Source organism: Crocosphaera sp. UHCC 0190, assembly GCF_034932065.1.
Classification (GTDB): Bacteria; Cyanobacteriota; Cyanobacteriia; order Cyanobacteriales; family Microcystaceae; genus UHCC-0190.
Genome location: NZ_JAYGHP010000016.1, coordinates 1 through 23,859, shown reverse-complemented (window position 1 = coordinate 23,859; position 23,859 = coordinate 1). Strand labels below are relative to the sequence as shown.

27 protein-coding genes, 1 pseudogene and 1 CRISPR repeat array are annotated in these 23,859 nt (G+C 38.2%); of the genes and pseudogenes, 19 read left to right on the top strand and 9 right to left on the bottom strand.

Annotated elements, in window-relative coordinates; genetic code table 11:
* Positions 1-78: 78 nt before the first annotated feature.
* Positions 79-993, top strand: a complete 915-nt coding sequence (locus VB715_RS18505) for a hypothetical protein (RefSeq protein WP_323302700.1) — start codon at positions 79-81, stop codon at positions 991-993.
* Between the two features lie 3 nt (positions 994-996).
* On the opposite strand, the gene VB715_RS18500 is transcribed toward VB715_RS18505, so the two are convergent.
* Positions 997-1,347 (bottom strand): hypothetical protein, encoded by a 351-nt coding sequence (locus VB715_RS18500; protein WP_323302699.1) that lies wholly within the window; start codon positions 1,345-1,347, stop codon positions 997-999.
* A gap of 97 nt (positions 1,348-1,444) precedes the next feature.
* Positions 1,445-1,861, bottom strand: coding sequence for a hypothetical protein (locus tag VB715_RS18495; protein WP_323302698.1), 417 nt, complete (start codon positions 1,859-1,861; stop codon positions 1,445-1,447).
* Between the two features lie 205 nt (positions 1,862-2,066).
* On the opposite strand from VB715_RS18495, the gene VB715_RS18490 reads away from it, so the two are divergent.
* The gene (locus tag VB715_RS18490) at positions 2,067-2,570 is read left to right on the top strand and encodes a hypothetical protein (RefSeq protein WP_323302697.1); all 504 of its coding nucleotides are present in this window, start codon (positions 2,067-2,069) and stop codon (positions 2,568-2,570) included.
* Here VB715_RS18490 and VB715_RS18485 read toward each other — a convergent pair.
* The 4 genes from VB715_RS18485 to VB715_RS18470 form a co-directional block, all read right to left on the bottom strand.
* On the bottom strand, positions 2,563-3,024 hold the full coding sequence (locus VB715_RS18485; RefSeq protein ID WP_323302696.1) for a GIY-YIG nuclease family protein: 462 nt from the start codon (positions 3,022-3,024) through the stop codon (positions 2,563-2,565). The genes VB715_RS18490 and VB715_RS18485 overlap by 8 nt on opposite strands.
* Complete coding sequence (locus tag VB715_RS18480; RefSeq protein ID WP_323302695.1) at positions 3,025-3,255, bottom strand: hypothetical protein; 231 nt, start codon at positions 3,253-3,255, stop codon at positions 3,025-3,027.
* 54 nt (positions 3,256-3,309) lie between these two features.
* Entirely contained in the window at positions 3,310-4,797 is a 1,488-nt protein-coding gene (locus VB715_RS18475) for an ATP-dependent DNA helicase (RefSeq protein ID WP_323302694.1), read from the bottom strand.
* 79 nt (positions 4,798-4,876) lie between these two features.
* On the bottom strand, positions 4,877-5,272 hold the full coding sequence (locus VB715_RS18470; RefSeq protein ID WP_323302693.1) for a nuclear transport factor 2 family protein: 396 nt from the start codon (positions 5,270-5,272) through the stop codon (positions 4,877-4,879).
* Positions 5,273-5,422: 150 nt separating this feature from the next.
* Between VB715_RS18470 and VB715_RS18465 the strand changes: the two genes are divergently transcribed.
* From VB715_RS18465 to VB715_RS18440, 6 genes are all read left to right on the top strand, one after another.
* A complete protein-coding gene (locus VB715_RS18465) occupies positions 5,423-6,175 on the top strand; it encodes a TspO/MBR family protein (protein ID WP_323302692.1) in 753 nt (250 codons plus the stop codon).
* On the top strand, positions 6,175-6,639 hold the full coding sequence (locus VB715_RS18460) for a DUF1499 domain-containing protein (RefSeq protein WP_323302691.1): 465 nt from the start codon (positions 6,175-6,177) through the stop codon (positions 6,637-6,639). Before VB715_RS18465 ends, VB715_RS18460 begins: the two co-directional genes overlap by 1 nt.
* Before the next feature lie 40 nt (positions 6,640-6,679).
* Positions 6,680-7,408, top strand: a complete 729-nt coding sequence (locus VB715_RS18455) for a class I SAM-dependent methyltransferase (RefSeq protein WP_323302690.1) — start codon at positions 6,680-6,682, stop codon at positions 7,406-7,408.
* Positions 7,409-7,427: 19 nt separating this feature from the next.
* Positions 7,428-7,730 carry a hypothetical protein gene (locus VB715_RS18450; protein WP_323302689.1) on the top strand — a complete coding sequence of 101 codons (303 nt, stop codon included), beginning with the start codon at positions 7,428-7,430 and terminating at the stop codon, positions 7,728-7,730.
* Positions 7,731-7,732: 2 nt separating this feature from the next.
* Positions 7,733-8,101, top strand: a complete 369-nt coding sequence (locus VB715_RS18445) for a DUF6629 family protein (protein ID WP_323302688.1) — start codon at positions 7,733-7,735, stop codon at positions 8,099-8,101.
* A gap of 238 nt (positions 8,102-8,339) precedes the next feature.
* Positions 8,340-8,927, top strand: a complete 588-nt coding sequence (locus tag VB715_RS18440; RefSeq protein ID WP_323302687.1) for a GIY-YIG nuclease family protein — start codon at positions 8,340-8,342, stop codon at positions 8,925-8,927.
* A gap of 24 nt (positions 8,928-8,951) precedes the next feature.
* Here the strand turns inward: VB715_RS18440 and VB715_RS18435 are convergent, their stop codons facing one another.
* Positions 8,952-9,611, bottom strand: a complete 660-nt coding sequence (locus VB715_RS18435) for a hypothetical protein (protein ID WP_323302686.1) — start codon at positions 9,609-9,611, stop codon at positions 8,952-8,954.
* A gap of 461 nt (positions 9,612-10,072) precedes the next feature.
* Between VB715_RS18435 and VB715_RS18430 the strand changes: the two genes are divergently transcribed.
* The 9 genes from VB715_RS18430 to VB715_RS18390 all read left to right on the top strand — a co-directional run bounded on the left by VB715_RS18430 (position 10,073) and on the right by VB715_RS18390 (position 20,892).
* Positions 10,073-11,071, top strand: coding sequence for a helix-turn-helix transcriptional regulator (locus VB715_RS18430; RefSeq protein ID WP_323302685.1), 999 nt, complete (start codon positions 10,073-10,075; stop codon positions 11,069-11,071).
* 13 nt (positions 11,072-11,084) lie between these two features.
* Positions 11,085-11,744, top strand: a complete 660-nt coding sequence (gene cas6 / locus VB715_RS18425; RefSeq protein WP_323302684.1) for a type I-MYXAN CRISPR-associated protein Cas6/Cmx6 — start codon at positions 11,085-11,087, stop codon at positions 11,742-11,744.
* Complete coding sequence (gene cas3 / locus VB715_RS18420) at positions 11,734-14,082, top strand: CRISPR-associated helicase Cas3' (RefSeq protein WP_323302683.1); 2,349 nt, start codon at positions 11,734-11,736, stop codon at positions 14,080-14,082. The genes cas6 and cas3 overlap by 11 nt, the downstream gene beginning before the upstream one ends.
* On the top strand, positions 14,079-15,560 hold the full coding sequence (gene cas8a1 / locus VB715_RS18415) for a type I-MYXAN CRISPR-associated Cas8a1/Cmx1 (RefSeq protein WP_323302682.1): 1,482 nt from the start codon (positions 14,079-14,081) through the stop codon (positions 15,558-15,560). Before cas3 ends, cas8a1 begins: the two co-directional genes overlap by 4 nt.
* Before the next feature lie 37 nt (positions 15,561-15,597).
* Positions 15,598-16,458 carry a type I-B CRISPR-associated protein Cas7/Cst2/DevR gene (gene cas7i, locus VB715_RS18410; RefSeq protein WP_323302681.1) on the top strand — a complete coding sequence of 287 codons (861 nt, stop codon included), beginning with the start codon at positions 15,598-15,600 and terminating at the stop codon, positions 16,456-16,458.
* Complete coding sequence (gene cas5 / locus VB715_RS18405) at positions 16,458-17,132, top strand: type I-MYXAN CRISPR-associated protein Cas5/Cmx5/DevS (RefSeq protein ID WP_323302680.1); 675 nt, start codon at positions 16,458-16,460, stop codon at positions 17,130-17,132. The genes cas7i and cas5 overlap by 1 nt, the downstream gene beginning before the upstream one ends.
* A gap of 154 nt (positions 17,133-17,286) precedes the next feature.
* Complete coding sequence (locus VB715_RS18400; RefSeq protein WP_323302679.1) at positions 17,287-18,963, top strand: type I-MYXAN CRISPR-associated endonuclease Cas4/Cas1; 1,677 nt, start codon at positions 17,287-17,289, stop codon at positions 18,961-18,963.
* An 8-nt stretch (positions 18,964-18,971) separates the two neighbouring features.
* Complete coding sequence (gene cas2, locus VB715_RS18395; protein WP_323302678.1) at positions 18,972-19,265, top strand: CRISPR-associated endonuclease Cas2; 294 nt, start codon at positions 18,972-18,974, stop codon at positions 19,263-19,265.
* A 254-nt stretch (positions 19,266-19,519) separates the two neighbouring features.
* Positions 19,520-20,361: direct repeats of the CRISPR family, unit length 36 nt; unit sequence CTGTCTTAACCTTTGATGCCGTAAGGCGTTGATCAC.
* A 135-nt stretch (positions 20,362-20,496) separates the two neighbouring features.
* Positions 20,497-20,892: a nuclease A inhibitor family protein gene (locus VB715_RS18390; RefSeq protein ID WP_323302677.1), complete on the top strand. Its 396-nt coding sequence runs from the start codon at positions 20,497-20,499 to the stop codon at positions 20,890-20,892.
* A 7-nt stretch (positions 20,893-20,899) separates the two neighbouring features.
* Here the strand turns inward: VB715_RS18390 and VB715_RS18385 are convergent, their stop codons facing one another.
* Entirely contained in the window at positions 20,900-21,202 is a 303-nt protein-coding gene (locus VB715_RS18385) for a hypothetical protein (RefSeq protein ID WP_323302676.1), read from the bottom strand.
* Positions 21,203-21,287: 85 nt separating this feature from the next.
* Between VB715_RS18385 and VB715_RS18380 the strand changes: the two genes are divergently transcribed.
* Positions 21,288-21,560 (top strand): hypothetical protein, encoded by a 273-nt coding sequence (locus VB715_RS18380; RefSeq protein WP_323302675.1) that lies wholly within the window; start codon positions 21,288-21,290, stop codon positions 21,558-21,560.
* Between the two features lie 10 nt (positions 21,561-21,570).
* Here VB715_RS18380 and VB715_RS18375 read toward each other — a convergent pair whose 3' ends face one another.
* A complete protein-coding gene (locus VB715_RS18375) occupies positions 21,571-22,596 on the bottom strand; it encodes a DNA/RNA non-specific endonuclease (protein ID WP_323302674.1) in 1,026 nt (341 codons plus the stop codon).
* Positions 22,597-22,813: 217 nt separating this feature from the next.
* Between VB715_RS18375 and VB715_RS18370 the strand changes: the two are divergent.
* Positions 22,814-23,443: pseudogene (locus VB715_RS18370) on the top strand (transposase).
* Positions 23,444-23,859 lie beyond the last annotated feature (416 nt).

Genomic DNA, 23,859 nt, shown 5'->3' with positions numbered 1-23,859 from the left:
TATTCAATAAATTTTGAATATTCAACGTGATATAATAGGATTATTATTTATATTTCAATACGTCTGTTATCAACTTAAATGACTCGTCAACCCCATGACCAATTTGCCAAGGAATATTTAGAGGAGTTACTCACACCTCTAGGCACAATAAAAAAGAGTAAAAAAGTAAAAAGTGAGGTTCAGGAAATCGATGTGTTCTTTGAACCTACTACCTCGTCAATTTCGACTGAACTCCCTTTAGGGTTATTAGGTAAAATAGCGACAACTCCCTGTTTATTTGAGCCTTTCCGCAATCCTCCTTCAGAAGTAGAAATTCGCAGTTGTTTGTTAAAGTTATATGCCGTTCAGGGTGATATATTAAGGAAAGCCAAGCGAACAAACTTAAGCATTACTGAGTCTGAATTACCTATTTTATGGATTTTAACGCCAACCTTAAGTGGGAGAATGATTCAAGGATTAGGAGCAACTGAGGCAGGGGATAATTGGGAGAAAGGGGTTTATTTCTTGCCATTAATTCTCAAAACAGGGATAGTCGTAATCCATCAGTTACCAGTCAATGAGGAGACTTTATGGTTGAGAATATTAGGGAAGGGCAGCACACAAAAAAGAGCAGTAGAGGAGTTAGTTGAACTGCCCGAACGTAATCCTTTCCGAGAGAATTTATTAGAAATTTTAGCCAACTGGCGCAAGAATTTGGAATTAAGAGATAATTTAAGTAGCGAAGAACAGGAGGACATCATGAACTTATCACCAGCTTATTTACAACAACGTGAAGATTGGAAACAAGAAGGAAAACAAGAAGGACTGACAGAAGGAAGGCGGGAAATGATTGAGAACTTACTGCTGGTTCGGTTTGGGAAACTAGATGAGGAAATGAAGGAAGTGATCGCTCAGTTGTTGCAGTTACCGACTGAGGATGTAACTCGTCTGTTGCTTAATCTTAGTCGTGAGGAGTTATTGCAAAGATTGAGAACAGACTCTATGGAACTTTAGCTATCAAACTGAATCATCAACCCAAGAACAAACGGGACAGTCCCAATGAATTTTAGGGGGATTATTAAGATTAAATTGATGCCCGCACTGAGGACAAACACCCGTAAACATAGGATGAGTATTTAGCCTTCTCCATTGTTCTTCTCTTGTTAATCTTGGAGGTCTATTGGGTATTAATTCCCCATTGTAAAAACTATAGCCTTCGGGGGCCCATTGTTCCTCCTCAATGAAGTTTTGGTCTTGTCTAAAGTCTGGGCAACTGCTTGTATTAACCCCTGTTGGATGAACCGCGCAGATTAGGAGTTCAGGATTATGGGAGTAGAGGAGGCATCGGTTACATTGTTCAATTTTCATAGCCCGTTGTCCATCGCCTCCTGATATGTGGCTTCCTCTGTTCTAACATTTTTCTGGGTTCTTAAGCGACTTTCTACCATCTAAGGCCGATGGTTTCTTAGGGAATGACCCGTCGAGAAGCCGCTTGATTATTATCTTGGGCAGCTTGAGAGCGAGTTTCTGGAGTGACACAGACTAAATCGCTTTGAGTCGCTTCTCGCCAAACATAACCTTGACGACAAGTGTAGGGGCCATAGGGGCCTCCTCCTGGTTGAATGCGATTAGAAACTTGGCTATTGTCATAAGCAGTTTGAGAACGAGTTTGGGGAGTCACACAGACTACATCCCCTGGATAAGCTTCTCGCCAAACAAAGCCTTGTTGACAAGTATTACGACCATAGGGAAGACTGGATGCAGATGGAGTCACTCTTAATCCTGGCCCTTCAATCGTGCCTACATTTTCAGCTTTCACAGGTGAGGCGGTCAATAACAAAGTGGTGGCGAGTAAGAGGGTGCAGACTTGAGGACGGTTCATGAGGGTTGCCTTGAGTGAGGTACTGTCATTTAATAGTTGTCAAACCCATGAACTTATGCACAAGCTTTAACTTTGTTCAATAGACATCTCCAAAATCCCAGATTTGAACCCGATGCTACAAGGGTTTAAGGTTAAGTTCGGTCGATGTTTAATGGATATGAACAACCTTTATAATCAAGAATAAACAGACAGTCAAGGATAAAGTATGGCTAAATTTGGAGCAATTTACTTGTCTTTTAATCAGCAAGAAAACGCCATAGAAAAAGTTGAAAAAATTTCTTCTATTTTAGTCGAGCAAGGTTATTCTTTCACGGTTCGTTACCATGATGAAAGCCCTTGGATACAATTATATGTTGAAGACCCAGAAAAGGTAGTCGAATATGCTGAAGATGTCTCTAAGATTTTCCCAAAGAAACGAGTCATTGGATTAGCTGCTTATACGGTATCTGATGAGGTGAGTTTCTGTGAATTTAAGAATGGGACAGTAATTCGTCTTTTACAATCAGGATTTAATAACGAGAGACGATGGGACTTAATTGAAGGAGTGGCACAAGTTTGGGAATCTGAAATTTTAAAGAATCTGACGATGGAAATTAGTAAGCCAGGAATGGTTAGTTCTCATGTTAATAAGATAGGAGTATTCCTGAATCTTCCAGGGTTTGGAATTCCTCGACCTGGGGAGGCCTGGAGTCAAGAAATTATTAATTAATCTTTTTTTTTATTACATCATGATTCGGGACAAATTCATTAAGTTTGTCATCAAACTTATCAAATACGGGTCTTTCTTCATAATAAAATAAATGAGCAGGGCAATCACAATCTGATGAGCCAAACTTTTTAATAGGAATACTTGAATGTTCATCTTCTAGTAATAACGCAGCCCATTGATGTTCTCGCTTAATTGTATCAGTTGAGTACCAAATTTCAACAGGAGTTAAATAAGGTCTAAGATAATCAAGATGCCAGTGATGACGTTTATTAATCTGTAAATGTCTTTGAACCCTGGAGTTTAGCCCACCCTGACCAAAGGCACTACCAATATAACAATAATAACCAGGTTTTATTTGATAAGTTCCTAGTTTTCCTATGGTAACAAGTGATGAAGTTGAACAGTGGAAAACTAAACAATAAGTTCCTGGTAGATTTGGTAAATCAATGGTCATTTAATGAACTTTTTGTAAATGTTCTTTAAGAATAGGAACAATAGCCATTGCCGTTTGAGTTTTGACTTCCTTTTTTGTTGCTCCTAATGCGGTTTCTCTTAGTTGGGTATCTTCAAGGGTAATCACGCAAGTACATTGCCATTGACCCTGGTTCTTTTTAAACTGAAAGTCAGGTTTTTTTAGTCTATATTTTTGAATCATTCCCATCAATTCACCTACAGGATTATCCATAATTTATCTCCTAATTAATTAAGACGAAAAATGTATCGGGAAACAGTTAATCAATCAAGCTACATAACAAGATTTTTTCGCCCTGGTTAAACCAGTATAAAGCATTTTCTGCTTATCTTGACAATGGTGCATATCAGACACCAATAAAAACACATTATCAATGGAGCTACCTTGGGCTTTATGACAAGTTAAAGCGTAAGCATAAGCCATGTTATCAAACAATTCATCTAACTCAAAGTAAATAGCCCATCGCTTCTTTTTCTCACTATAGTTTTCGTCTTCTATCGCTATTTTTGCTAACTTTTTCAGTTCTTCTTGTCGTTTAACTTCCGATTCTTCTGTCAGGATTCTTAACTCAATAGTTCCTCCTTCATCCGTCCTTACTTTGACTTGATAGAACTCCCATTTATACTTATTATTATGATTTAATTGGGGAGTTTCTATAATTTTACATTCTTCTGAATTATTCAAGATGATAGTTTTTTGTCTTTGTTTTCCCCCCGGTAATTTCCTGAAGACAGGCTTTTTGGCAATTAACCTATCCCCGATTACTAACTGTTCTACATCTTGACCATACAAAGCCTCTCTAATCGCTTCATTGTACTTATCAACCGTCTTATTTCTCCAGGCAATAATTCTCACATAATCGGGGTTAATTAACCAATCTTCTTGCTCAAAATGACTTAAGGCAAACTTAAACCAATCATCAACATTCAGTTTGATAATTGTCCCATCATCAGAAGTTTCAAAGGGATAGGTTTGTCGATTCCAACGTGAGTCACTTCTGATAGTTTCTGCGACTTTTGCTATTTCTCCATCATATCTGACGACGCTCGTTAAATGGGCATTTCTGTTAATATCAGGGTGATGAGCAACAATGGGTTCTTTTTCTTTTACGGGTGGTAATTGTGCTGAGTCTCCTACAAAAATAAGCTGTGTTTTTTCTCCTTGAATTGCTTGTTGTAAATCTCGGAAGTTTTCTTTATTCAACATGGAATATTCATCAATGATGATCACATCATAGTCTTTTAATTCTAGTTCTTTTCCTTCAATAAACTCAAACTGTTGTTCTCCTGTATTTAGATCAATAACTGGTTGCAGTCTTAACAGTTTAGCCACAGTAGTGGCTTCTATTTGTAGTCCTTGATTCCGAGCTATTTGAGTTAAGTTTTTAGCCGCTTTATTAGTGGGAGCAGCCACGATATACTTAAACTCTGTTTCTTTTAACCATTGAATAACTTTGACCATTAAATGAGTTTTTCCTGTTCCGGCATAACCACTTAATCTAAAGTATCGTTCCTTGTTGCTTTCGATGAAGTTAATGATGTCTTGATAGGCTCTATATTGGTCTAAAGTCAGTTCAGTTTGTTGTAGCTTATTCCTTTCTATTTTTTCGACTGTTCTTGTCACCCAATTAAGCAGATTTTGTCTTAATTCTTGGTAAACGATAGAAGGCTCTATTGAGGTAACAGCATCTTGATAAAACTCGATTACTGCTTCAATCATTTCCCCCAATTCGTCAGGGACTACTAAGGATTTCATTATTTTCTGTCCAGGCTTTACCATTAATTATACAGTGGTTTTAGATGATTAATTGCCACTTTATCTCCTACTGGTAATTTTACCTTCGCACAATGGGACTACCATGATGATGAATTAAGTACCATTTTTGCGCCATTTTCCTAAATCCATTAGTGGCCATTGATAAAGCTTCTAATTTTCTCCCTCTATTAACTTGTGTAACTTTTTCAATCAGAACAATATAAGCGATTTCTTGACCCATATCAATGTTAATAATTTCTGTATCAATTTCTAAATAATCAGTATTTTTAAAGATGGTTTCCCAAGATGAACGAATAAGCTCCCATCCTTTAAGAACATTACCCCCAGGATGAATACAGGTGCTACCCGCCCCTTGCCACCAGATTTGATTGAGAGTAGAAAGCTCTCTTTTCTCAAAGGCTCGATAAAAAGCTTCATTGATAGCAATTAGTTCAGATTTATCATCAGTGGTCATATAATTAAGGGTGTGTCGTTTGTGGGTTTTCTTAAATAATAAACCTTGACCATCTCCTTTTTCTTAATCGTCACTTTCTGACAAGAAACTAATAATTTTCAACAAGAGCTTGTAACTGTACAATGTTAAAAGATAAGAATGTAGGGAAATATGAGTCAATCAGAGTCAACAACCAATAGGCTTGAAAATGTGGTCAATTCTGTCATGGGAGTTAAAGACCCATCACCATCAAATGATTCAAACATCAACACTCAAGAATTTGATGGGAAAGCCCTATTAATATATATAGGTGGCACGGCGGTACAAATTGCCCTCATGGTCTTAGCTCTTTGGGCAATTGGACAAGCTTATACTCAACTCGAAAGGCTCAATGACAACAGTTGGTGGCCAACAGCAATCGCCAGTGTATTTTTTACCGTAGTAACCCTTCGTTCTCGGCTGTTTTCCCCCTTAGACAATACCCGCAGTTCAGGCCGATATCAGCAAGTTATTAGACCCAACTGGGCCCCTCCTCCTTTAGCGTTCCCCATCGTTTGGATGACCATTGGTGTGTTACGGATAGTGTCATCTGTGTTAGTTTGGCAAGCGGTTGGTCAAAACTTCTTGGCGGTTCCTCTCATTGCTTTTGTGATTCATTTAGCGTTGGGTGACATTTGGAATACGATTTTTACCGTTGAAGGAAGATTAGGGGCAGCTGTTCCGGTGGTGATTATGGGCCCTTGGTTATCAGCAATTGTTGTCACAGTTCTTTATGGGCAAACCGTTTCATTGGCTGGTTTATTACTTGCCCCTTCTGTTGTTTGGATCACCGTTGCTTGTGTATTAGTGTACAGTATTTGGCGGTTAAATGGTTGTGAACCCTGGTATCCTATGAAACGAGTAAATGGGGGGAAAACTCAATAATGAGCCGTCATTTTTGGTCAATTATAATCGTGGGATTATTAAGCTTTTTTTTGACGAATTCAGTGGCTTATGGAACTGAGTTAATTGAGAATAACGGACTCAGAGAAGGTCATTTATTACCCTGTCCATCAGGAGTAAGTTGTGTGGTAAGTGATAGTCAAGAAAGTAAATCTTATATTGCACCGATTCCTTACCATACTGATAGTAACCACGCCAGAGAAATCTTATTGAAAGTCTTAACTGTTGTTCCTAGAACCAAAGTGGTTCAAACAACTGATAATTATATCAGGGCAGAATCCACTGGCAAGATTTTCGGGGGAATTGATGAACTTGAGTTTTATTTTCCGCCCAATCAGCCACTCATTCAACTGCGTTCAGCTTCTCGGAATAGTCAGTTTGATTTAGGATTAAATCGCCGACGTTTAGAACAAATTCGTTTGGCTTTAAGGGAGCTTAATATCTAATGGAATTACTTCATCCCATAAAAAATAATTAGGGTTAAATATGACAGATATGGCAGCAACGATTTATCCAGGGGAAGTTTTTGCGGACACCCAACTTTTTGATACAGGCATTCGTCAATTAGTCCCTCATTATGATTTAATGCTTGATACTCTTGTTGCTTGTATTTCCCCTAATAGTCGTCGTCTTTTAGACTTAGGCTGTGGTACGGGAGAACTGAGTTTAAGACTGTTGAAACATTGCCCTAATGCGAGAGTTGTGAGTGTCGATTATTCTCCCAGAATGATTGAGATGGCAAAATCTAAATTAGAAACAACTCAACTTTCGGAGCGTATAACTTTTATTCAAGCTGATTTTGGAGCATGGGCGAATGGGGAAATGGGAGGGGAAATAGGGACTAATTTTGATGGTTGTGTTTCTTCTTTAGCCATTCATCATCTCAGTGATGAAATGAAACAACAGCTATTTACTTGTATTGGACAGAATTTATCTAATGGTGGCTGTTTTTGGAATGCAGATCCTATTTTACAAGAATCACCACAATTACAAGAAATCTATTTGACGTTAAGAGAACAATGGACAATAAACCAAGGGACAACTCAACAAGAAGTTCGTTCGAGTATAGGGAATAGTGAGCCACAAGGTTATTCAACACAAGATCGTTTAGCCACATTAGAAACTCATTTAAGGATGTTATCTTCAGCCGGATTCAAGACTGTTGCTAACCCTTGGCGATTTTGGGGATTAGCTATTTTCGGAGGTTGGGTTTAATAATACTTAGGAGAATATTATGTGCTTTTCTGCAACAGTGAGCTTTACAGCAGGAGCGAGTCTATTACTACTAGGAATAGGAACGATTAGACAAACATCATCAAAAAGAGAAGCTTTATTAAGCTCATTTCCTTGTTTATTTGCTTTACAGCAAAGTTTAGAAGGATTAGTCTGGACAGGAATTAATAATAGTTCATTGAGTCAATTTACTAGAGTTGGGACTTATGGTTTTTTACTGTTTGCCACATTTCTTTGGTTAGTGTTAAGTCCTCTTTCTATTTATTTATTAGAGAAAGACAATAAGAAAAAAAATTTTTATTAGGATTGACGATTCTCGGATTTTTATTAGGTACTTATTTATTAACCTGGACAATTTATCATGGAATTAAACCTCAAGTCTTTTCAGGAAATATATTTTATGATTTAAAATTAATTCCTTTTTATGAAGCGAGTAAATATTTATATTTGTCGATAATATCACTTCCTTTCTTGATTACGGAACGTTTCTTATTAAAATTATTTGGAACCCTAATTATTATATCATTCATCCTCAGTAACCTCTTCTTTCAAGTGACTTTTGTCTCAGTTTGGTGTTTTTTTGCGGCGATGCTTAGTGTTTTTCTTTACTTAACCCTGAAAAATTTATCTTCTGATGATGAAAATCTGAAAACTAGGTTAATGATTGAAAAATAATCTTAAATTTAAGGTAAAATGAATAAGCTAATAATCAATTATGAATGTTGACTTTTTGAATGCTTTTAATTCTTTCTTCAGCTAAAACTTTAGTATTTGATGATGTTTTTGCGGTTCCTGCAACCACAAAACCTATTTTAAAATAGGGTATCATTATGATGAAACTTTATCTAATGAACAAGAAATAGTCTTTATTAAATAATCAAGTTTATCGAAAAAAGTCACAGAATAATTACTAATGAAACAACTTAACTTATTTGATACTAACTCCTCATCTCTAACTCCTAGAAAAGAAAGTCTAATCATGGACAAAGAATCTTTAATTAAATGGAAACAGAGAATATTTAACTATCAAAATCAGGTCAGAAATAGTAACCCACCGCAACAACAAACTTTATTTGAAATGCCTAAAACATCTTGGCATACCGTAGATGATATTAAACCCTTTGACTTAAAAATACACTCATCTTTGTTTTGGAGAAGGCCTGAATCTAAACAGTTTGAAGATGAAAGTAGTAACGGCTGTCTTTATTTTATCATTGATAATACCTTACCAATTTTGTTATATGTAGGAGAAACAAAGTTAACAGCTAATCAGCGTTGGTCAGGAGTTCATTACTGTAAGGATTATATCAGAAATTATATCCAAATGCACCGCATTCATAAACTTGATGAGGCTGTGGTGTCTGCCTTTTGGGAACATATTCCTGCTGATAAAAAAGTTTTGTTAGAATGGGAACGAGATTTGATATTAAAGTACAGAAGTCCTTTCAATAAGGAATGTTGGCCGTATTGGGGGCAACCATTTGGGAAGGAGTGGAAATGAAGATTAATAGTAATAATTTGTGTCTTAATCGTGCCAAGTTCCCTGTTCTTCTAAGAGTAGCTTTTCTCCTTGATAAACTAAAAGTGAGCCATCTTCTGTAACCATATAACGATACTTTCCATTGAGAAATTCATAGCCCAGAAATCGACAGGGTGTAATTCCATCAGCACAAGTTGTATGAAGGGTTTTACCTATTAATTGTAGGGACTCCCCCGTATTCACATTAATTCCCTCATAAGACACATGATCACAGGTTACTTCCCCTTCTTGACAATTAGAATTAATGGTAATTTTAAAGTTCTTAGTTTTTAAGGTTTCAGTTTTTACGGCATTATTAATTTCAACATATAATTGATAAGTAGCATTTCCTCTGGTGCCACCAACAATGATTTTATAGTCTCCACTTAATGGCAAAACTAAATTAGCACTTGTTACTTCTTTTTTAATGACTGCGCCTTGAGGAGTGACTAAATCAAAAACTGCATTATTTTCAAGAGAACTCAGAGAAATTTTCATAGTTTGTTGTGCTGATGCTCCCACTAAATAAATATCTCTGGTTCCTCTAACAACAGAATCTTTAACAGTTTTTGAAGTAGCACCTCTATCAAACTGAATTCGCCTTGTACGGTTACTTTGTGCGATTAATGTTGTTTCAAGTAATTGCTGTTGTGCTTGAACAATCATAGGGTTTATCGTTAAAGAAATAGTAATGAACGTCAAAATGGAGAGAGATAAGACAAAGATTGACAGTGAGGGAGTATTTTGACCTTTCATAATTCTTGTACATCACTTATAAATAGGGACAGAGATATAGAAATAACCTATTAGTTTTCGTTTTTATGCCTCTTTAAATGATTTTTCACCTATCAACCGGCAACAACAGACTTTTACTCATTATCCTAAGTTACAACATTTAATTGAGAAAGTTGCTGAATCCTAAGCGCGGATTAGCCCAAGTTTCTATCCTAAGTATTAATGCTTATCTTCCTTGAGAGAAAAAGACAGTCACGCTGCACCAAAAACAATTTGGGTCAAAGATGATAGAAAAATGTAGCAAGTGGGAATACTGAATTTGAAAAGGCGGATCATTTTTTGCCGGGTTAGTTGCTTAAGATTGGGTCAACAAGAGTTTTTGAGGGTTTCCAATGGGGCAAACAACTGCCTTGTCGCCGCGTCGTCTTGAACGATTATTGCAAATTGATGAGTTACTTCGCTATCAAAGGCGAATCACACAATCAATTTTGGCTGAAAAATTAGAAGTCAAAGAAAGGACTATAAGAGATGACTTGCATTTCTTGCGCGATCGCTTGATGGCTCCTTTGGACTATAACAAGAAAGAGGGGTGGTATTACACCAATTCTACTTGGCGATTACCGAGTATTTCCTTGAGTATTGGTGAATTATTTGCCTTGACTTTGGGAGCAAGAATGCTGCAATCTTATGCGGGTTCAGCTTATGAGAAGGAATTACGGTCATCCATAGAACGGCTATCAGAGCGATTACCGGAACAAACTTGGATTGATTTACAACAATTAGCTGATGAGAGGATAGTCTTTCGCTCAGGGGCTGAAACGAACCTTGACCCTGAAATATGGCAGAAGTTGTTAGAAGCCTGTCGTTCCTCTAAACGGATTTGGATTCATTATTATGCAGCCACCCGTAATCAATATTCTGAACGAGTGGTTGATCCTTATTTAGTTCATGTGTATCGTGCCACTAATCCTTATGTCATTGGTTTTTGTCATAAACGGGGCGAAATGCGCTGGTTTCGTATTGATCGTATTCAACAAATAAAAGTCCTTGATGAAACCTTTGAACGTGAGCCTAACTTTGATGCCCAAACTTATCTTGACCAAATCTTTCAAGCAGAGGTTGGAGGCAAACCTGTTCCTGTTAAAATCTGGTTTGATGCTGCTAATGCCCCATTTATTCGTGAACGTCGTTGGCACGTTACCCAAGAGATTACCGAACATGATGATGGTTCATTAACTTTACATCTGGTGAATGGGGGACTCAATGACCTTAAACGGTGGGTGTTGGGTTATGGCAAAGGAGCAGTGGTTAAAGAACCAGTCGAGTTAGTCAACTTGGTTAAGGCCGAAGTTGAGGGGATGAGTCAACTTTATAAAAATTCTACCAATTAAAAAGGAGTTAACTGTGAATTTTCTGGAGATTCAATGTTCCTTGAGGGGCAAAACTTTACCGGCTGATCATGGCTATGCACTGTATTCGGCTATCAAACATATCTGTAAAGAACATCAACCTAATTTACTAGATCACCAAAATTTATCCTCAGAAATTTTACTCTCTAGTATTCCTGGTATTCCTGATAAAAATGGAATCATTTATCTTAATAATAAGTCTCGTTTTCGGTTTAGATGTCCAGCAGAACAAGCAACACAATGGTATCGCTTTCTTCAAAATCAGGTTTTAGATATTAGGGGACATTTAATACGATTAGTTCAACCTCGTTTAACTTTGCCTGAAACCAGTAACACACTGAAAGCAAGATTAGTTACATTTCGTTTAGAAAAATGGAATAGTCAAGAAGCCCCTTTTCACTTTTTAGAATCTTGTCAGAAGGCTTTAGAAAGAATTGAAGTTAATGGCCAAGCTTTTATTGATAGTAATTACGAAGGAAATTTAGCTTTAAGAGCAATCAAAATTAGAGAGAAAAATGTCTTAGGTTATGGCGTTGTGGTTGAAGGATTAAATGAAGACGATTCTCTCAAACTCCAAGGATTAGGATTAGGTGGCCGTAAACATTTTGGCTGTGGATGGTTTTATTCGGCTAAGGAGGAAATTGATGCAGCTTAATCCTAAACTAGACCCTAATATTTTACTGGCTAAGTCCTTTAATTTAGGTCACTGGAAAGGTTCTTATGGATTGGTTGGACACACCGCAGATGTGGTCAATGCTGTCACTACCTTAGTTGATATTTTAGGTGATCGCCTGATTCAACAGTTTGGTCTTAATTATACCCTCTCCTATCTCAGAGCGACAGCCCGTAAGAGTGCATATATTCATGACTGGGGAAAAGCTAATGAGCATTTTCAAGGAGTTGTACGTTCTAAAATGTCAAAAGCTTATCCCAAACGATTTCTTCCCGATAACCCTCAACTTCTGCGACATGAAGTGCTTTCAGTGCTGTTAGCTTGGGAATTTAAGGAATGGTTAGAGGAAGGAGAAGGCGATTTTTTAATAGCTTTAGCAGCAGCAGGGGGACATCATCTTAAATTAGGAGGTCGAGGAGGAAAATGTACGGATGAATTAGGAGAAATTCGTCAGAGTGGAGATGATAAATTATCTTTCTACGTCATTGATAGAGTTAAGGGGAAACCTCAATTTAATCGACACTTTCATCAACTGCTAAAATATGGAGTAAAAGCTCTAAATTTACCTGAGAAGATTAAATTTTCAAAGGAGTTTAAAAAACAGCTTTTTGAAGAAGCTTCTCTTGTCTGGTCAATTAAAGAGATCAAGGATAAGAGAGGAAAACTTAGAGAGTTTCTCTCGAATGAATGGCAACCAGATCCTGTTTTTCTGGCTGTTATCAAAGCTCTGTTAATTGCCGGAGATGCAATTGGTTCCGCCATCCCTAATGCCAATGAATCGATTAAGAAGGAAAGAAGAACATCTATTAAAGAATGGATTACAGTTGAAGTCACAAGAACTCTTAATGAGCAGAAACTTCAACAAGTAATTAATGCTCGACTTGAGGGAAATCAATTAAGACCATTTCAAGTCAAATTAGCACAAAGTTCAGCAAGAGTTACCCTAGCACGGGCCGGCTGTGGTACAGGGAAAACATTGGGAGCTTATAATTGGGCAAAATCTAAAGCATTGGGCAGAAAATTGATATTTTGTTATCCAACAACAGGGACTAGCACTGAGGGTTTTCTGGACTATGTTCATAATCAAGTTGATTCCGTTCTTCTTCATTCTCGTGCTGATGTGGATTTAGAAATGGCAATGACAGGAGAAGAAGACGATGCAGGAGAAGGAATTAATAATGAAGGTGCGCTTAAATTGGAGTCTTTTAAAGCCTGGGGACGAGAAGCCATTGTTTGTACAGTAGATACTGTTCTCGGACTGCTTCAATGTAATCGTAGACCCATTTATTGTTTTCCTGCGATCGCACAAGCTGCTTTTGTCTTTGACGAAGTTCATTGTTACGATAATCGACTATTTGGGGCGTTACTACGTTTTCTCGAAGTTGTCAAAGCACCTATTTTACTGATGTCAGCTTCATTTTTACCTTGGCAAAAGGAAATGATCTTAGAAGCTGTGGGAGAACCTATTGAGATTATTAGTGGCCCTGAAGAATTAGAAACACAACCCCGTTATCATTTCCACTATACTGAAACGCCTGATTGGGACAGGGTTGAACAAGAACTTAACAATAGGGGAAAAGTGCTATGGGTTTGTAATCAGGTAAATACAGCAATTGCTGTTTATAAAGAAGCAAAGGCGAAAGGCTTAAACGCTTTAATCTACCATAGTCGGTTTCGCTATCAAGATCGGGTACAACATCACCGTGATGTTGTAGATGCTTTTAAACCAGAAAATCATGAGCCAATGTTGGTGATCGCTACCCAAGTTGCTGAAATGTCCCTTGATTTATCAGCGACATTATTAGTTAGTCAAATTGCCAATCCAGCCGGATTAATTCAGCGTTTGGGGCGATTAAATCGTCGCCATTGCGGACAGGCAAAAGATGCCTTATTTTATCCTGATGAAAAAGTTAGCTATCCCTATAGTCAAGAAGAACTTGAAAATGGATTAAATTTAATTAAGTCATTCACTGATGAAGTTTGTCAAGCAGATTTAGCACAATGGTTAGAACAATCTGGCGAAAAAGGTAAGCCTGATAAAGAATCAGTTTTATTGGATAAAAGTTGGCAGACCTATCCTACATTTTTGCGAGAGGCTGGTTTTAATGTGACGGTATTACTTGAGCAAGATTTGAAAACTATTAAGTCTTTACGGTCAAAAGAAATACCTCGTTATACCGTTCCTATTCCTGCTGATTCAAAAAAGGTTAAGGACTGGGATAAGTATAAATTTTATCCAGTTGCCCCTAACAATCAGTGGGCTTATTCCTCTGAATTAGGGGCTTATGAAATTAACAATGAGGAGAAAAAATCACAATGACAGAACTTACTTTATCTATTTTTGATCCCAATACCTTATTACCTCACCGTGGGGGAATCGCTGGTTTAGCATTAGCTTTGGATGCTATCAATCCGTCGGATGTTCCTTTTTCATGGAAAGTTACTGAAGACGAAGTAAATCTGTCATGGGAGTGTAGTGATCAAGAAGCTATTTTAAGTTTACTTAGACAAACTTATCATCTTGAAGATGGTTATTTAGATGTTCCTGCACTTAATCTCGATCAACAAGGAAAATATACCTTTACTGAAGGGGTAACAAGAACATTCCTTCAACATGGGCAACAAAGAAAACTGAGTAAAAACGAAGTATCTTTAAGCTTTATGATCGATGAAGGTCAACCCGAAATTTCTCGCCCTTTTCGTCCTATTGAAGATTGTTACTACACTAGAGATTTTAAGGATGCTTTCAGCAGCAAGGGAACATTTAAACCCAACATCCCCATCAAAGGTCATCATTTACCCGGTTTAGTTGAATGTTTTGCTCATGGAGCTTATCAAGAATCTCCCCAAGGTTTTTTAGCTCTTGTTTTTCTGCCATTAGCGTGTAGTTACTATCAATTATCTGGATATCGTTCAGCCGTCGTTATTCCCGAAATAAAAAATATCAAAGAGTGGGTAAAACGGCGTAAGATTTTTTCTGGAAGTAGTTACCGAGATTTTCGTTCTAGTAGTTCTGGAGAATCGGCATTACGCTTTTTATTACAAGAAAAACTCATTGAAGATAGTCAAGATCTTCGAGTAGATTACTGTGAAGTTTATCAATTGGGTAAACAGCAATGGGATGGTAGTCAAAGTTACCTCAAACAAGCCGTTTATAGAGTCAAAGCTAATGACGAAATTCTAGCTTTATATGATTCAGCCTTTCAGTTTTTTAAACCTCAAGTTCGCACTAATGATAAAGGAGAAACATGGTTAGCTATTTCCAAGATTTTACCTTGGCTTTGCGACAACCTGATTACTGGTAAACCCTGGTATTCAGGTTTCTACGACTTCTACAAACAAAATGAACTTTATGAACGAAAAGGATTAATTAGTATGTCCCAATATCTTGATGTTTTAGAGCAAACATTTTTTGATGCTGTACAAGGAGCTTTTAGTAGTTTCTTACGAGAGCAAATTATACAAGCTCAAAAACAAGGTCGTCCCCTTGATTATAAACAAGCAACTGATAAAGTCATTAATCGTTTACTAAGACCAAGTACCCAACAAGATTTTGCTAAAACAATGGTCGATTTTTTAAGTCGTCATCGTAGCAAAGCAACCAGAGGTGTTGGTGCAGAAATATATCAATGGCTGCACAAAGATAATAACTGGAAACAAGCCAGAGATTTAGCTTTATTAGCCATCGCTAGTTATACAGGAAAAGGAAAAGATGGAACACCAGAAATTCCTGAAGAAGCACTTGATGAATCTAACATTAATTTAGATTCTGAACAAGAGTTAGAAATGTCTGTTTAATCAATGTAAATCAACAATTCTTAAGGAGTTATTAACCATGTCTCAACACATTTTTGTTACTGTCGTCACCCCTACTGCTGTCGCGGCTAACAACCGAGGAGAAGGAGACGGTAGTACCTTATCTACTTTACAAAAAATCACAAGGGGGAATGATCAATATACTACTGTAAGTGCTGATGCTATTCGGTGGGGATATCGAGAATGTTTACAAAATTCTCAACCAAATAATGTCAATCGAACTTTTGACGCGGAAGCTGATAAATATAACATCAAAGATGAAAAGTACAATCCTCAAACTTACATTGATGATGATCTTTTTGGTTTTATGGATGCTAAAAAAGATAAGGACAATAAAAATGCTACAGAAAAACGACGTGGTGCATTAGAAGTGAGTCGAGCAATTAGTTTAGATCCCTATTGGGGAGATATTGTCTTTGGTTCTAAAGGAGGTGAAAAAGGAAAAACATCTATTCATAATACTGAAGTTCACTGCACCGCTTATCAATATACTTTGGCTTTAACTCCCAGTAGTTTAAAAGCTTCTGAACGGGCTAAATTATTGTTAGATGCTATTCCTGCTATTAAGCACGTTGGGGGAAATTATGCTCGTTTCCTATATGAATTTCGTCCTGAATCTATTGTGATTCGAGTCACAGAAGATCCGAGTCCTTGGATCATGAATTGTTTTGAACGAGTTGGCGACTCAGTGGGATGTCCTCGTCTAGTTCGTTTAGTTGAGGTAAAAGATATTCTTGCGTCGGAATTAATTGTCGCAGGAGAAATCGCTGATACTCCTTATGGTGAAAAACTTAAAAGCTTAAACGTTAAAGTGTATCGAGGCGTTAAAGAAGCGATTGCTGCCGCCAAAGAAATGCTCAAAACGGAGGTAACAGTTTAATGAGTGATCTTCTTTATTTAGAATGTCCTTGTACAAGTTTTCCTCGCAGTTTTGCAAGGGATTACAAAGAAACCTATCTTTATCCTCCCCCTTCTACTATTTACGGGTTTTTACTTTCATTAGTAGGAGAAGAAGATTTAACTGCTCATTTAGGAGTTAAACTAGCAATTGGAATAATTGGAAATATACCTCCTATTTCTCGAATTGTCCGAAAACAACGACATCACAAGTTTAGTAAAACACACATGGGAACTTACCCTCCTAGTCAGTTTTCTAAACCCAACTTTCAAGAACTCCTAACTGATTTAAGAGTAGTTATTAAACTAGACTCCAGTAATGAGTCAGCTACGGTAAAATTAGATGAAAGAGTTGTGATCGCTCTATCTTCCCCTGAACAAATCACTCGTTTTGGCGGACTCTCACTAGGAGAATCTTGGTCTTTAATTAACGGAATTCGTCCTTATAGATTAGATGATGGACAAATCCAATGGTTGGTTAAAGATAATCGAGGTTTGATAGGTTTACCTATTTGGATTGATCGTCAAACCACTAGGGGGACATTTCAGAGGTTTACTTTAAGTAATTCTGATGAATTTGATGAGAACTGTTGGACTGAAATTAAAGCACCTTTACCAGCTACAAAAGCTAAGTCTGGTTCTCAAAAAAAGAAGTAAAGCAGAAAACTGCGGTTAATTATCCATAAGTTTCTGCTATTCTAAAATTCGCACCTTGAAAATTAAATAAATATCTTTTGAAGTCGGAAGAGTTTTTGCCTGGTTCCTTGATTAGATTGGTAGCAAGACAACATTAATAAAACCCAAAGTAACAATGCAAACAACTGATTTAGACCAAAGAACCAGCATTAACTTAACTGAAGATACCATCAGAGTTTCTGCTCTCCATGCCTTTGCTTATTGTCCTCGTTTATTCTACCTTGAGGAAGTGGAAGAACTTTACACCCAAGATGCGGCGGTTTTTGCCGGACGACGGTTACATGAGGAAATCGATAAACAAGAGGATGAGGAATGGCTTGATCTTTACCTTGAAGATGAAATCTTAGGACTGCGGGGACGGGTTGACGCTTTGCGGACTCGTGATGGTCAAACTATCCCTTATGAGCATAAACGGGGGCGTTGTCATCGAGATGAGAATAAGCAACCTCAAGCCTGGGACAGTGATAAGCTGCAAATTCTAGCTTATTGCTGTTTAATTGAGGCAGCCCTCGGAATTACAGTTCAAGAGGGGAGAATTCGTTATCATGCCGATAATGTATTGGTTCATGTTCCTTTTGACCAGGAAGGGCGAAAATGGGTGTCTGATACGATTAAACAGGCACGGGAGTTAAGAACATCGGCTTATCGTCCCCCTGTGGTCAGCAATGAGTATTTATGCTCTCGTTGTTCTCTGTCTCCGGTTTGTTTACCAGAGGAGGCCAGACTGGCCCACAATAAAGAATGGCATCCGGTTCGTTTGTTTCCTCAAGATGACGAACGAGAAGTCATTCATGTGCTTGAACCAGGAACCAGAGTGGGACGCACGGGAGAACAACTAAAGATTAGCCGACGTAATGAACCGGATGAAACGGTTTCTATACAGCAGGTGAGTCAAGTAGTTCTCCATAGTTTTTCCCAAATCTCTACCCAAGCTCTCCATTTTCTCTCTTATAAGGATGTTGGCATTCATTTTGTCTCAGGAGGTGGGCGTTATGTGGGAAGTCTTGACACTCGTTCTGGCAGTATTCAACGGCGTATTCGTCAGTATGAAGCGTTAACTAAGACAGAGTTTTGCTTAGAATTGGCTCGTAAATTGGTGAAATGTCGAGGGGAAGGACAGCGTAAGTTTCTGATGAGAGGAAAGCAAAAGCGATCGCAAGATTCGGCTGAATTAGAAAAAGCCATCTCACAAATGAAAGCGGTTCTTAAACAAGTCCCAAAGGTAGAGTCTCTTGACTCATTATTAGGATTTGAAGGAAATTTAGCTGCTTTATATTTTGGAGCATTACCCAATATTTTAGGGAAAGATATTCCTGAATCACTGCGGTTTGCTGGTCGTAATCGTCGTCCTCCCAAAGATCGTTTTAATGCCATGTTGAGCTTTGGTTATTCCTTATTAATAAAGGATGTAATGAATGCGATCCTCACAGTGGGACTTGAACCCGCTTTAGGATTTTATCATCAACCTCGCACCCAAGCTCCTCCCTTGGCACTAGATTTAATGGAGATTTTTCGAGTTCCTTTAGTTGACATGATTGTGGTGACTTCTATTAATCGTCAGCAATGGGACACTGAAGCTGACTTTGATGTACGAGGACAACAAGTTTGGTTAAGTGACAGTGGACGGCGAAAATTCATCAATCTTTATGAACAGCGTAAAGCAGAATCCTGGAAACATCCAGTAACGGGCTATTCCTTGACCTATCGCCGTTTGTTGGAGTTAGAAGTCCGCTTACTCGAAAAAGAATGGTGTGGGGAAGGCGGTTTATTTGGTCAGTTGATTGTACGGTGAGGTGAGATATGGCTGAACTCAAAAATTGGTATCTCATCTGTTACGATATTCGCTGTCCCAAACGGTGGCGTAAAGCCTATAAACTCTTAGAAGGTTATGGTGAGCGTCTTCAATACTCTATTTTTCGCTGTTGGCTTAGTCAACGAATGCGGGAAAAACTTCGTTGGGAATTAGAGAAAATTCTAACCACTGAAGATGATTTAATCCTAATTCGCTTGTCTCAACAATGTGTGAAAAATTTACCCAAGTATAATCGTCCTAATACTTGGTTATTGGATGAGAAGGGATTTCGAGTTGTCTAAAAATGCAAGCACCTCTGATTGTTTCGTTTCTTCGGCCATGTAAACTGCCTCTATTTCAGAGTAGATAAGGGTTTGATGAATTTTTACACGCTTTATAGGTGCTTGTAAAACGCTGTAATCTATGTCCGAAGCCATCTTTGCCTAACGCGATTTGGTCAATAAGTCCCAATTGGGGAGGCGCACTAGCCATTTGACCAGAGGTGCTTGTAAAATTGAGTAGGGGCATCGATAAATTAAGGCTTTCAGCCGTCGCTCTGTCTTAACCTTTGATGCCGTAAGGCGTTGATCACTTGTTTGCCTCGTTAGTAAGTTTTTCGTTTCTCTATGTACCCTGTCTTAACCTTTGATGCCGTAAGGCGTTGATCACACTTAACTTGTTTAACTTTCTTATATTCCTGACTTATCTGTCTTAACCTTTGATGCCGTAAGGCGTTGATCACTCTAACAGGCAGTTTCTACAGTACGTTGAAGACCACAGCCTGTCTTAACCTTTGATGCCGTAAGGCGTTGATCACTCATCCTGATATGGCTTTTCTTGAGGGTATCAGCAAACTGTCTTAACCTTTGATGCCGTAAGGCGTTGATCACGAGTTTAACAATTCGTTCTAAGAGAAAAGCCGAAATCTGTCTTAACCTTTGATGCCGTAAGGCGTTGATCACTCCAGTTGTCCAGCGCATGATTTTTGGGCAAGCAATCCTGTCTTAACCTTTGATGCCGTAAGGCGTTGATCACATTCTAGACAACTTTTGATTGGCGAATAATTTTGTCAACTGTCTTAACCTTTGATGCCGTAAGGCGTTGATCACATGGGCCCGCCTGGTTTGTCCACTCAATATAATACTGTCTTAACCTTTGATGCCGTAAGGCGTTGATCACTTTATAACAGCGATCGCCCGTCAGATGTCACTTATCTGTCTTAACCTTTGATGCCGTAAGGCGTTGATCACATGGAATGCGATCGCCTTCGCATCACGGGGGAGCGCACTGTCTTAACCTTTGATGCCGTAAGGCGTTGATCACATCTGGGAATATATTCGAGAGATACGCCTTGAAAAAATTCTGTCTCAACCTTTGATGCCGTAAGGCGTTGATCACAAAACTTTTAAACATATCGTTCTGAATAATGTTTAGTGTTTCAATCTTTGATGCCGTAAGGCGTTTACAGGATTACCTGCCCTGATTCCTCAACCTGTGTAAATATAAGAGCATCGCTCCCATTCATTCATACTGATGAAAGCCTCAACTGAACTGCTCAATCAACTTAACACCCTTACTGATGGCTTACTGTGGCCGAGTGAAGCTGATTATCCCTTTGAGGTTTTTGTCTGGGATGATTTGGCCATCACTCCTGAACAACTTCGCCTCAAGACGGGACATTCACCTGATACTGCTATTAAGACGATGCCCATTGACGACTTCTTTTGTCCTTGTACAACTGAACAAGACTGGCATAATGAGGAGGAGAAGGCAGAAGTTAAGCGTTATCAGGAATTAGTCAGTTTCCTTAAAGAAAACTTAGAGGATGTCAAGGTTTATAAACTGGGTAAGTGTGAGATTGATGTTTATATTATTGGTCAATGTTCAGGTCAGTTGATAGGGTTACAAACTAAGGTGATTGAGACTTAATGTTGACTCAACTCAGATTGATCGCAGGTTCTTGAACTTCATCAAATTTGCCTAAAATAATGGGAAAATTAAGTTCCTCTTGGTTATAAACTTGATATACTAACTCATAGATTTTTTGAGCTAATTCTCGATTCCACTGAAAGAGAGAGTGAAACTTATCATCGCCTTGAATAATTTGCAAAGGTTGATTACATAAGTTATCAGTTTCGACTGTCATCGTAAACTGATGCTGTGTTTGACTAATTTCAATCATCACTTGAAAACTATGATTTTGTCTGGTCGGTAAAAGGTTTAAGACCTGTAACTTCATTTATTTATTGATAAGCTAATATTTTTGACTTATTTCTATTAATTAGATTATAATAGATTAAATTAAAATACTTAGTTGACAAACCATGACCCCCCAATTAATGGTTAACCCCTCATCCCTAATGACGAATGGGGTAGAAATGAGAGAATTTGGCAATATTTACCTGTTCAGTTTCACCTCTCAGCTACAGACCCGTTTTGAAGAACTTTTAACGAAGAAAAAGACTAATTCCCTTTCCTCAGAAGAAGAAGCAGAATACAGGGGAATTTCAGAACTAGAACGAATTTTCACCCTTATTAATGCTCAAATTTCCACAAAAAGCAAATGGTGTCCCTCCCGACTCAGATCCTCGCCATAAAAACGATTAATTACTGATTATCAACTCGGCTCTCTATTTTTGATTGAATCTGTAATGAAACATTTGATAAGAAATCAAAACCTGTCACCTTCTCAATCTCATCAACTGAAACACGATAATCCCGCCAGTCAGTATTAGCTACCGCTTGAGTGTTAGGAATCCTTACGGCAATTACCCTCGTCGTTTCAGTAACAGGAGCATTGGGATTATCTAACACTACTGCCACCTTCCAAGTATTAGCAGGAACCGAAACTTTACCATTCGCCAAGGTTTTTAATTGTCCATCCCCTCCAGCCACAATATAAAGAGTTTTTCCTTCTCTTGCTAACTCACGACTGTACTTTTCCAATTCTTGCCAGACTTCCCGATTATTAGCGGGTGATTGGGGAATCATATTACTCATCACAAAGGTGGCACTGTTATCTTGTTCAGTATTCGTGCGGTCGCCTGATGGGGTCATGTGTCCTCGGTCAAAACCACTGCCTCGGTAATCGTTAGGACGTACAGCATAACAACCACTAGGTAAGTCAGGGTCAGGACGGAAATCCTCAGAACGTTGAACGTTTCCTAACCAACTGGTGTTAAGCTGCCAACTAACCCAGTTAGGGATTCCTTTGGCACAGTTATAACTCATGACAAACTGAGGCTTTTCGAGTAAGTAATTATTGAGATCGTTGTTTTGGGCATTACTAGGATTGCCTAACTTTAAGTGAACACTGCCATTAGTTGCCAGGGGTTGAGGAGTTGATTGAGGGGCGTTAGTGATAGTTTCATTCGTATTTCTAGGTAAGGACTCACAAGCAACACCATCAGAATTTCTATCAAGTTTAAAACGGTCATCAGGAAAAGCATTTAATGCGGCCTGTGCTTCTTCTTGGGTTGCGAAATCTGAACAGTTACAGTCTGAATTGACGCAGTTGGGGAGAGAAACGGTTTGAGGAGAAGGAGGCGTTAAAGTTGTTGGTTGACGCTGCGGTAAACAACCTGATAGGACGAAGACGAAAACAAGAAGCAAGGAAAGGATTAGTTTTCTCATGGGTTAACTGGGACTTTAGGGTTAGTATGCCCAGTTTTAGGATAGCTATGGTTTCCTCACTGCTAATCAGGATATTACATTAAGTATTGTTTCTTCAATAAGTAACGAATTATGAAGGAGAAAAAGGGTAAATTAACGTGAGTTCGACGGAAATTTTATAGAAACAAGGAAAGCACCAGATCTATGCTAGAAGCATCATTTATTGAGGTCTGGTGCTATGGATATAAAATCTCGTATCGATCTTACTCAAGTTTTTTGTGATGTAGATGATTTTTACAAAGGATTTGAACAGCATTGTGCTTCTATCCCTCAATTGACAGCATCAATGGGAGAAAAAAGATGTCGTTCTCGTCTAAGTTTAAGTGAAGTTATGACCATTGTAATCGCTTTTCATAGGTCTGGGTATCGAACTTTCAAAGAATTTTATACTTTACCGGTTTTACCCCATTGGAAAAAAGCATTTCCTCGTCTAGTTAGTTATAATCGATTCGTAGAACTTATGCCTTGGTCAATGATGTTACTCTGTTGCTTCTTACAGACTAGAAAAGGAGAAGTGACTGGTATTAGTTTTATTGATTCAACTCCGATAGAAGTCTGTCATCCGGCTCGCAGTAAGTCACATAGAGTTTTTGAAGGCTTAGTAGGATGGGGAAAAAATTCGGTAGGATGACATTATGGATTTAAACTTAAAAATATATCTCAGATTGAACATTCGAGACATCGTAGCATTTGGAACTTTTTAGTTAATCTTTTTGGTGGACTGATTGCCTATACCTATTTACCGAATAAACCTTCCCTTGATTTAGAGCAAAAAGGAAAGCTGGCCTTGCCTCCTGCTGTTTTTTAGCTACAATTTTTACCTGAGTTTTTGGCAATTGCTATAAAAAAGCAGTTGCCAATATTGCCATGTCTTAATTCAAATTTTGGCAATAACCAAAGTATTTTCTAACTTTATCGAACTCACGTTAAATTAGTGGCATTGGACGATCTGCCAGACTTCCCCAAGGGGGCTACTGCGGTTGTGCTGCCAACCGCAGTAGGTGAGGAGGGCGATCGCGTTGAGGAGTCGATTCATCGGTGGATGGGTTGTGGCACGCTCTTAGGTGATTTCTGTGAAAGACTTTACCGAATTTAGCTAGTTAGAAAAGAAATGGGAAAAGTTAGCGGATTTCGTCCTACAACTCCCTTGGGATAGAAGACATATTGATGATTTTAGAAAAATCTAGATACCACAATTATTAGCGTAAATATTACGCTAATTTA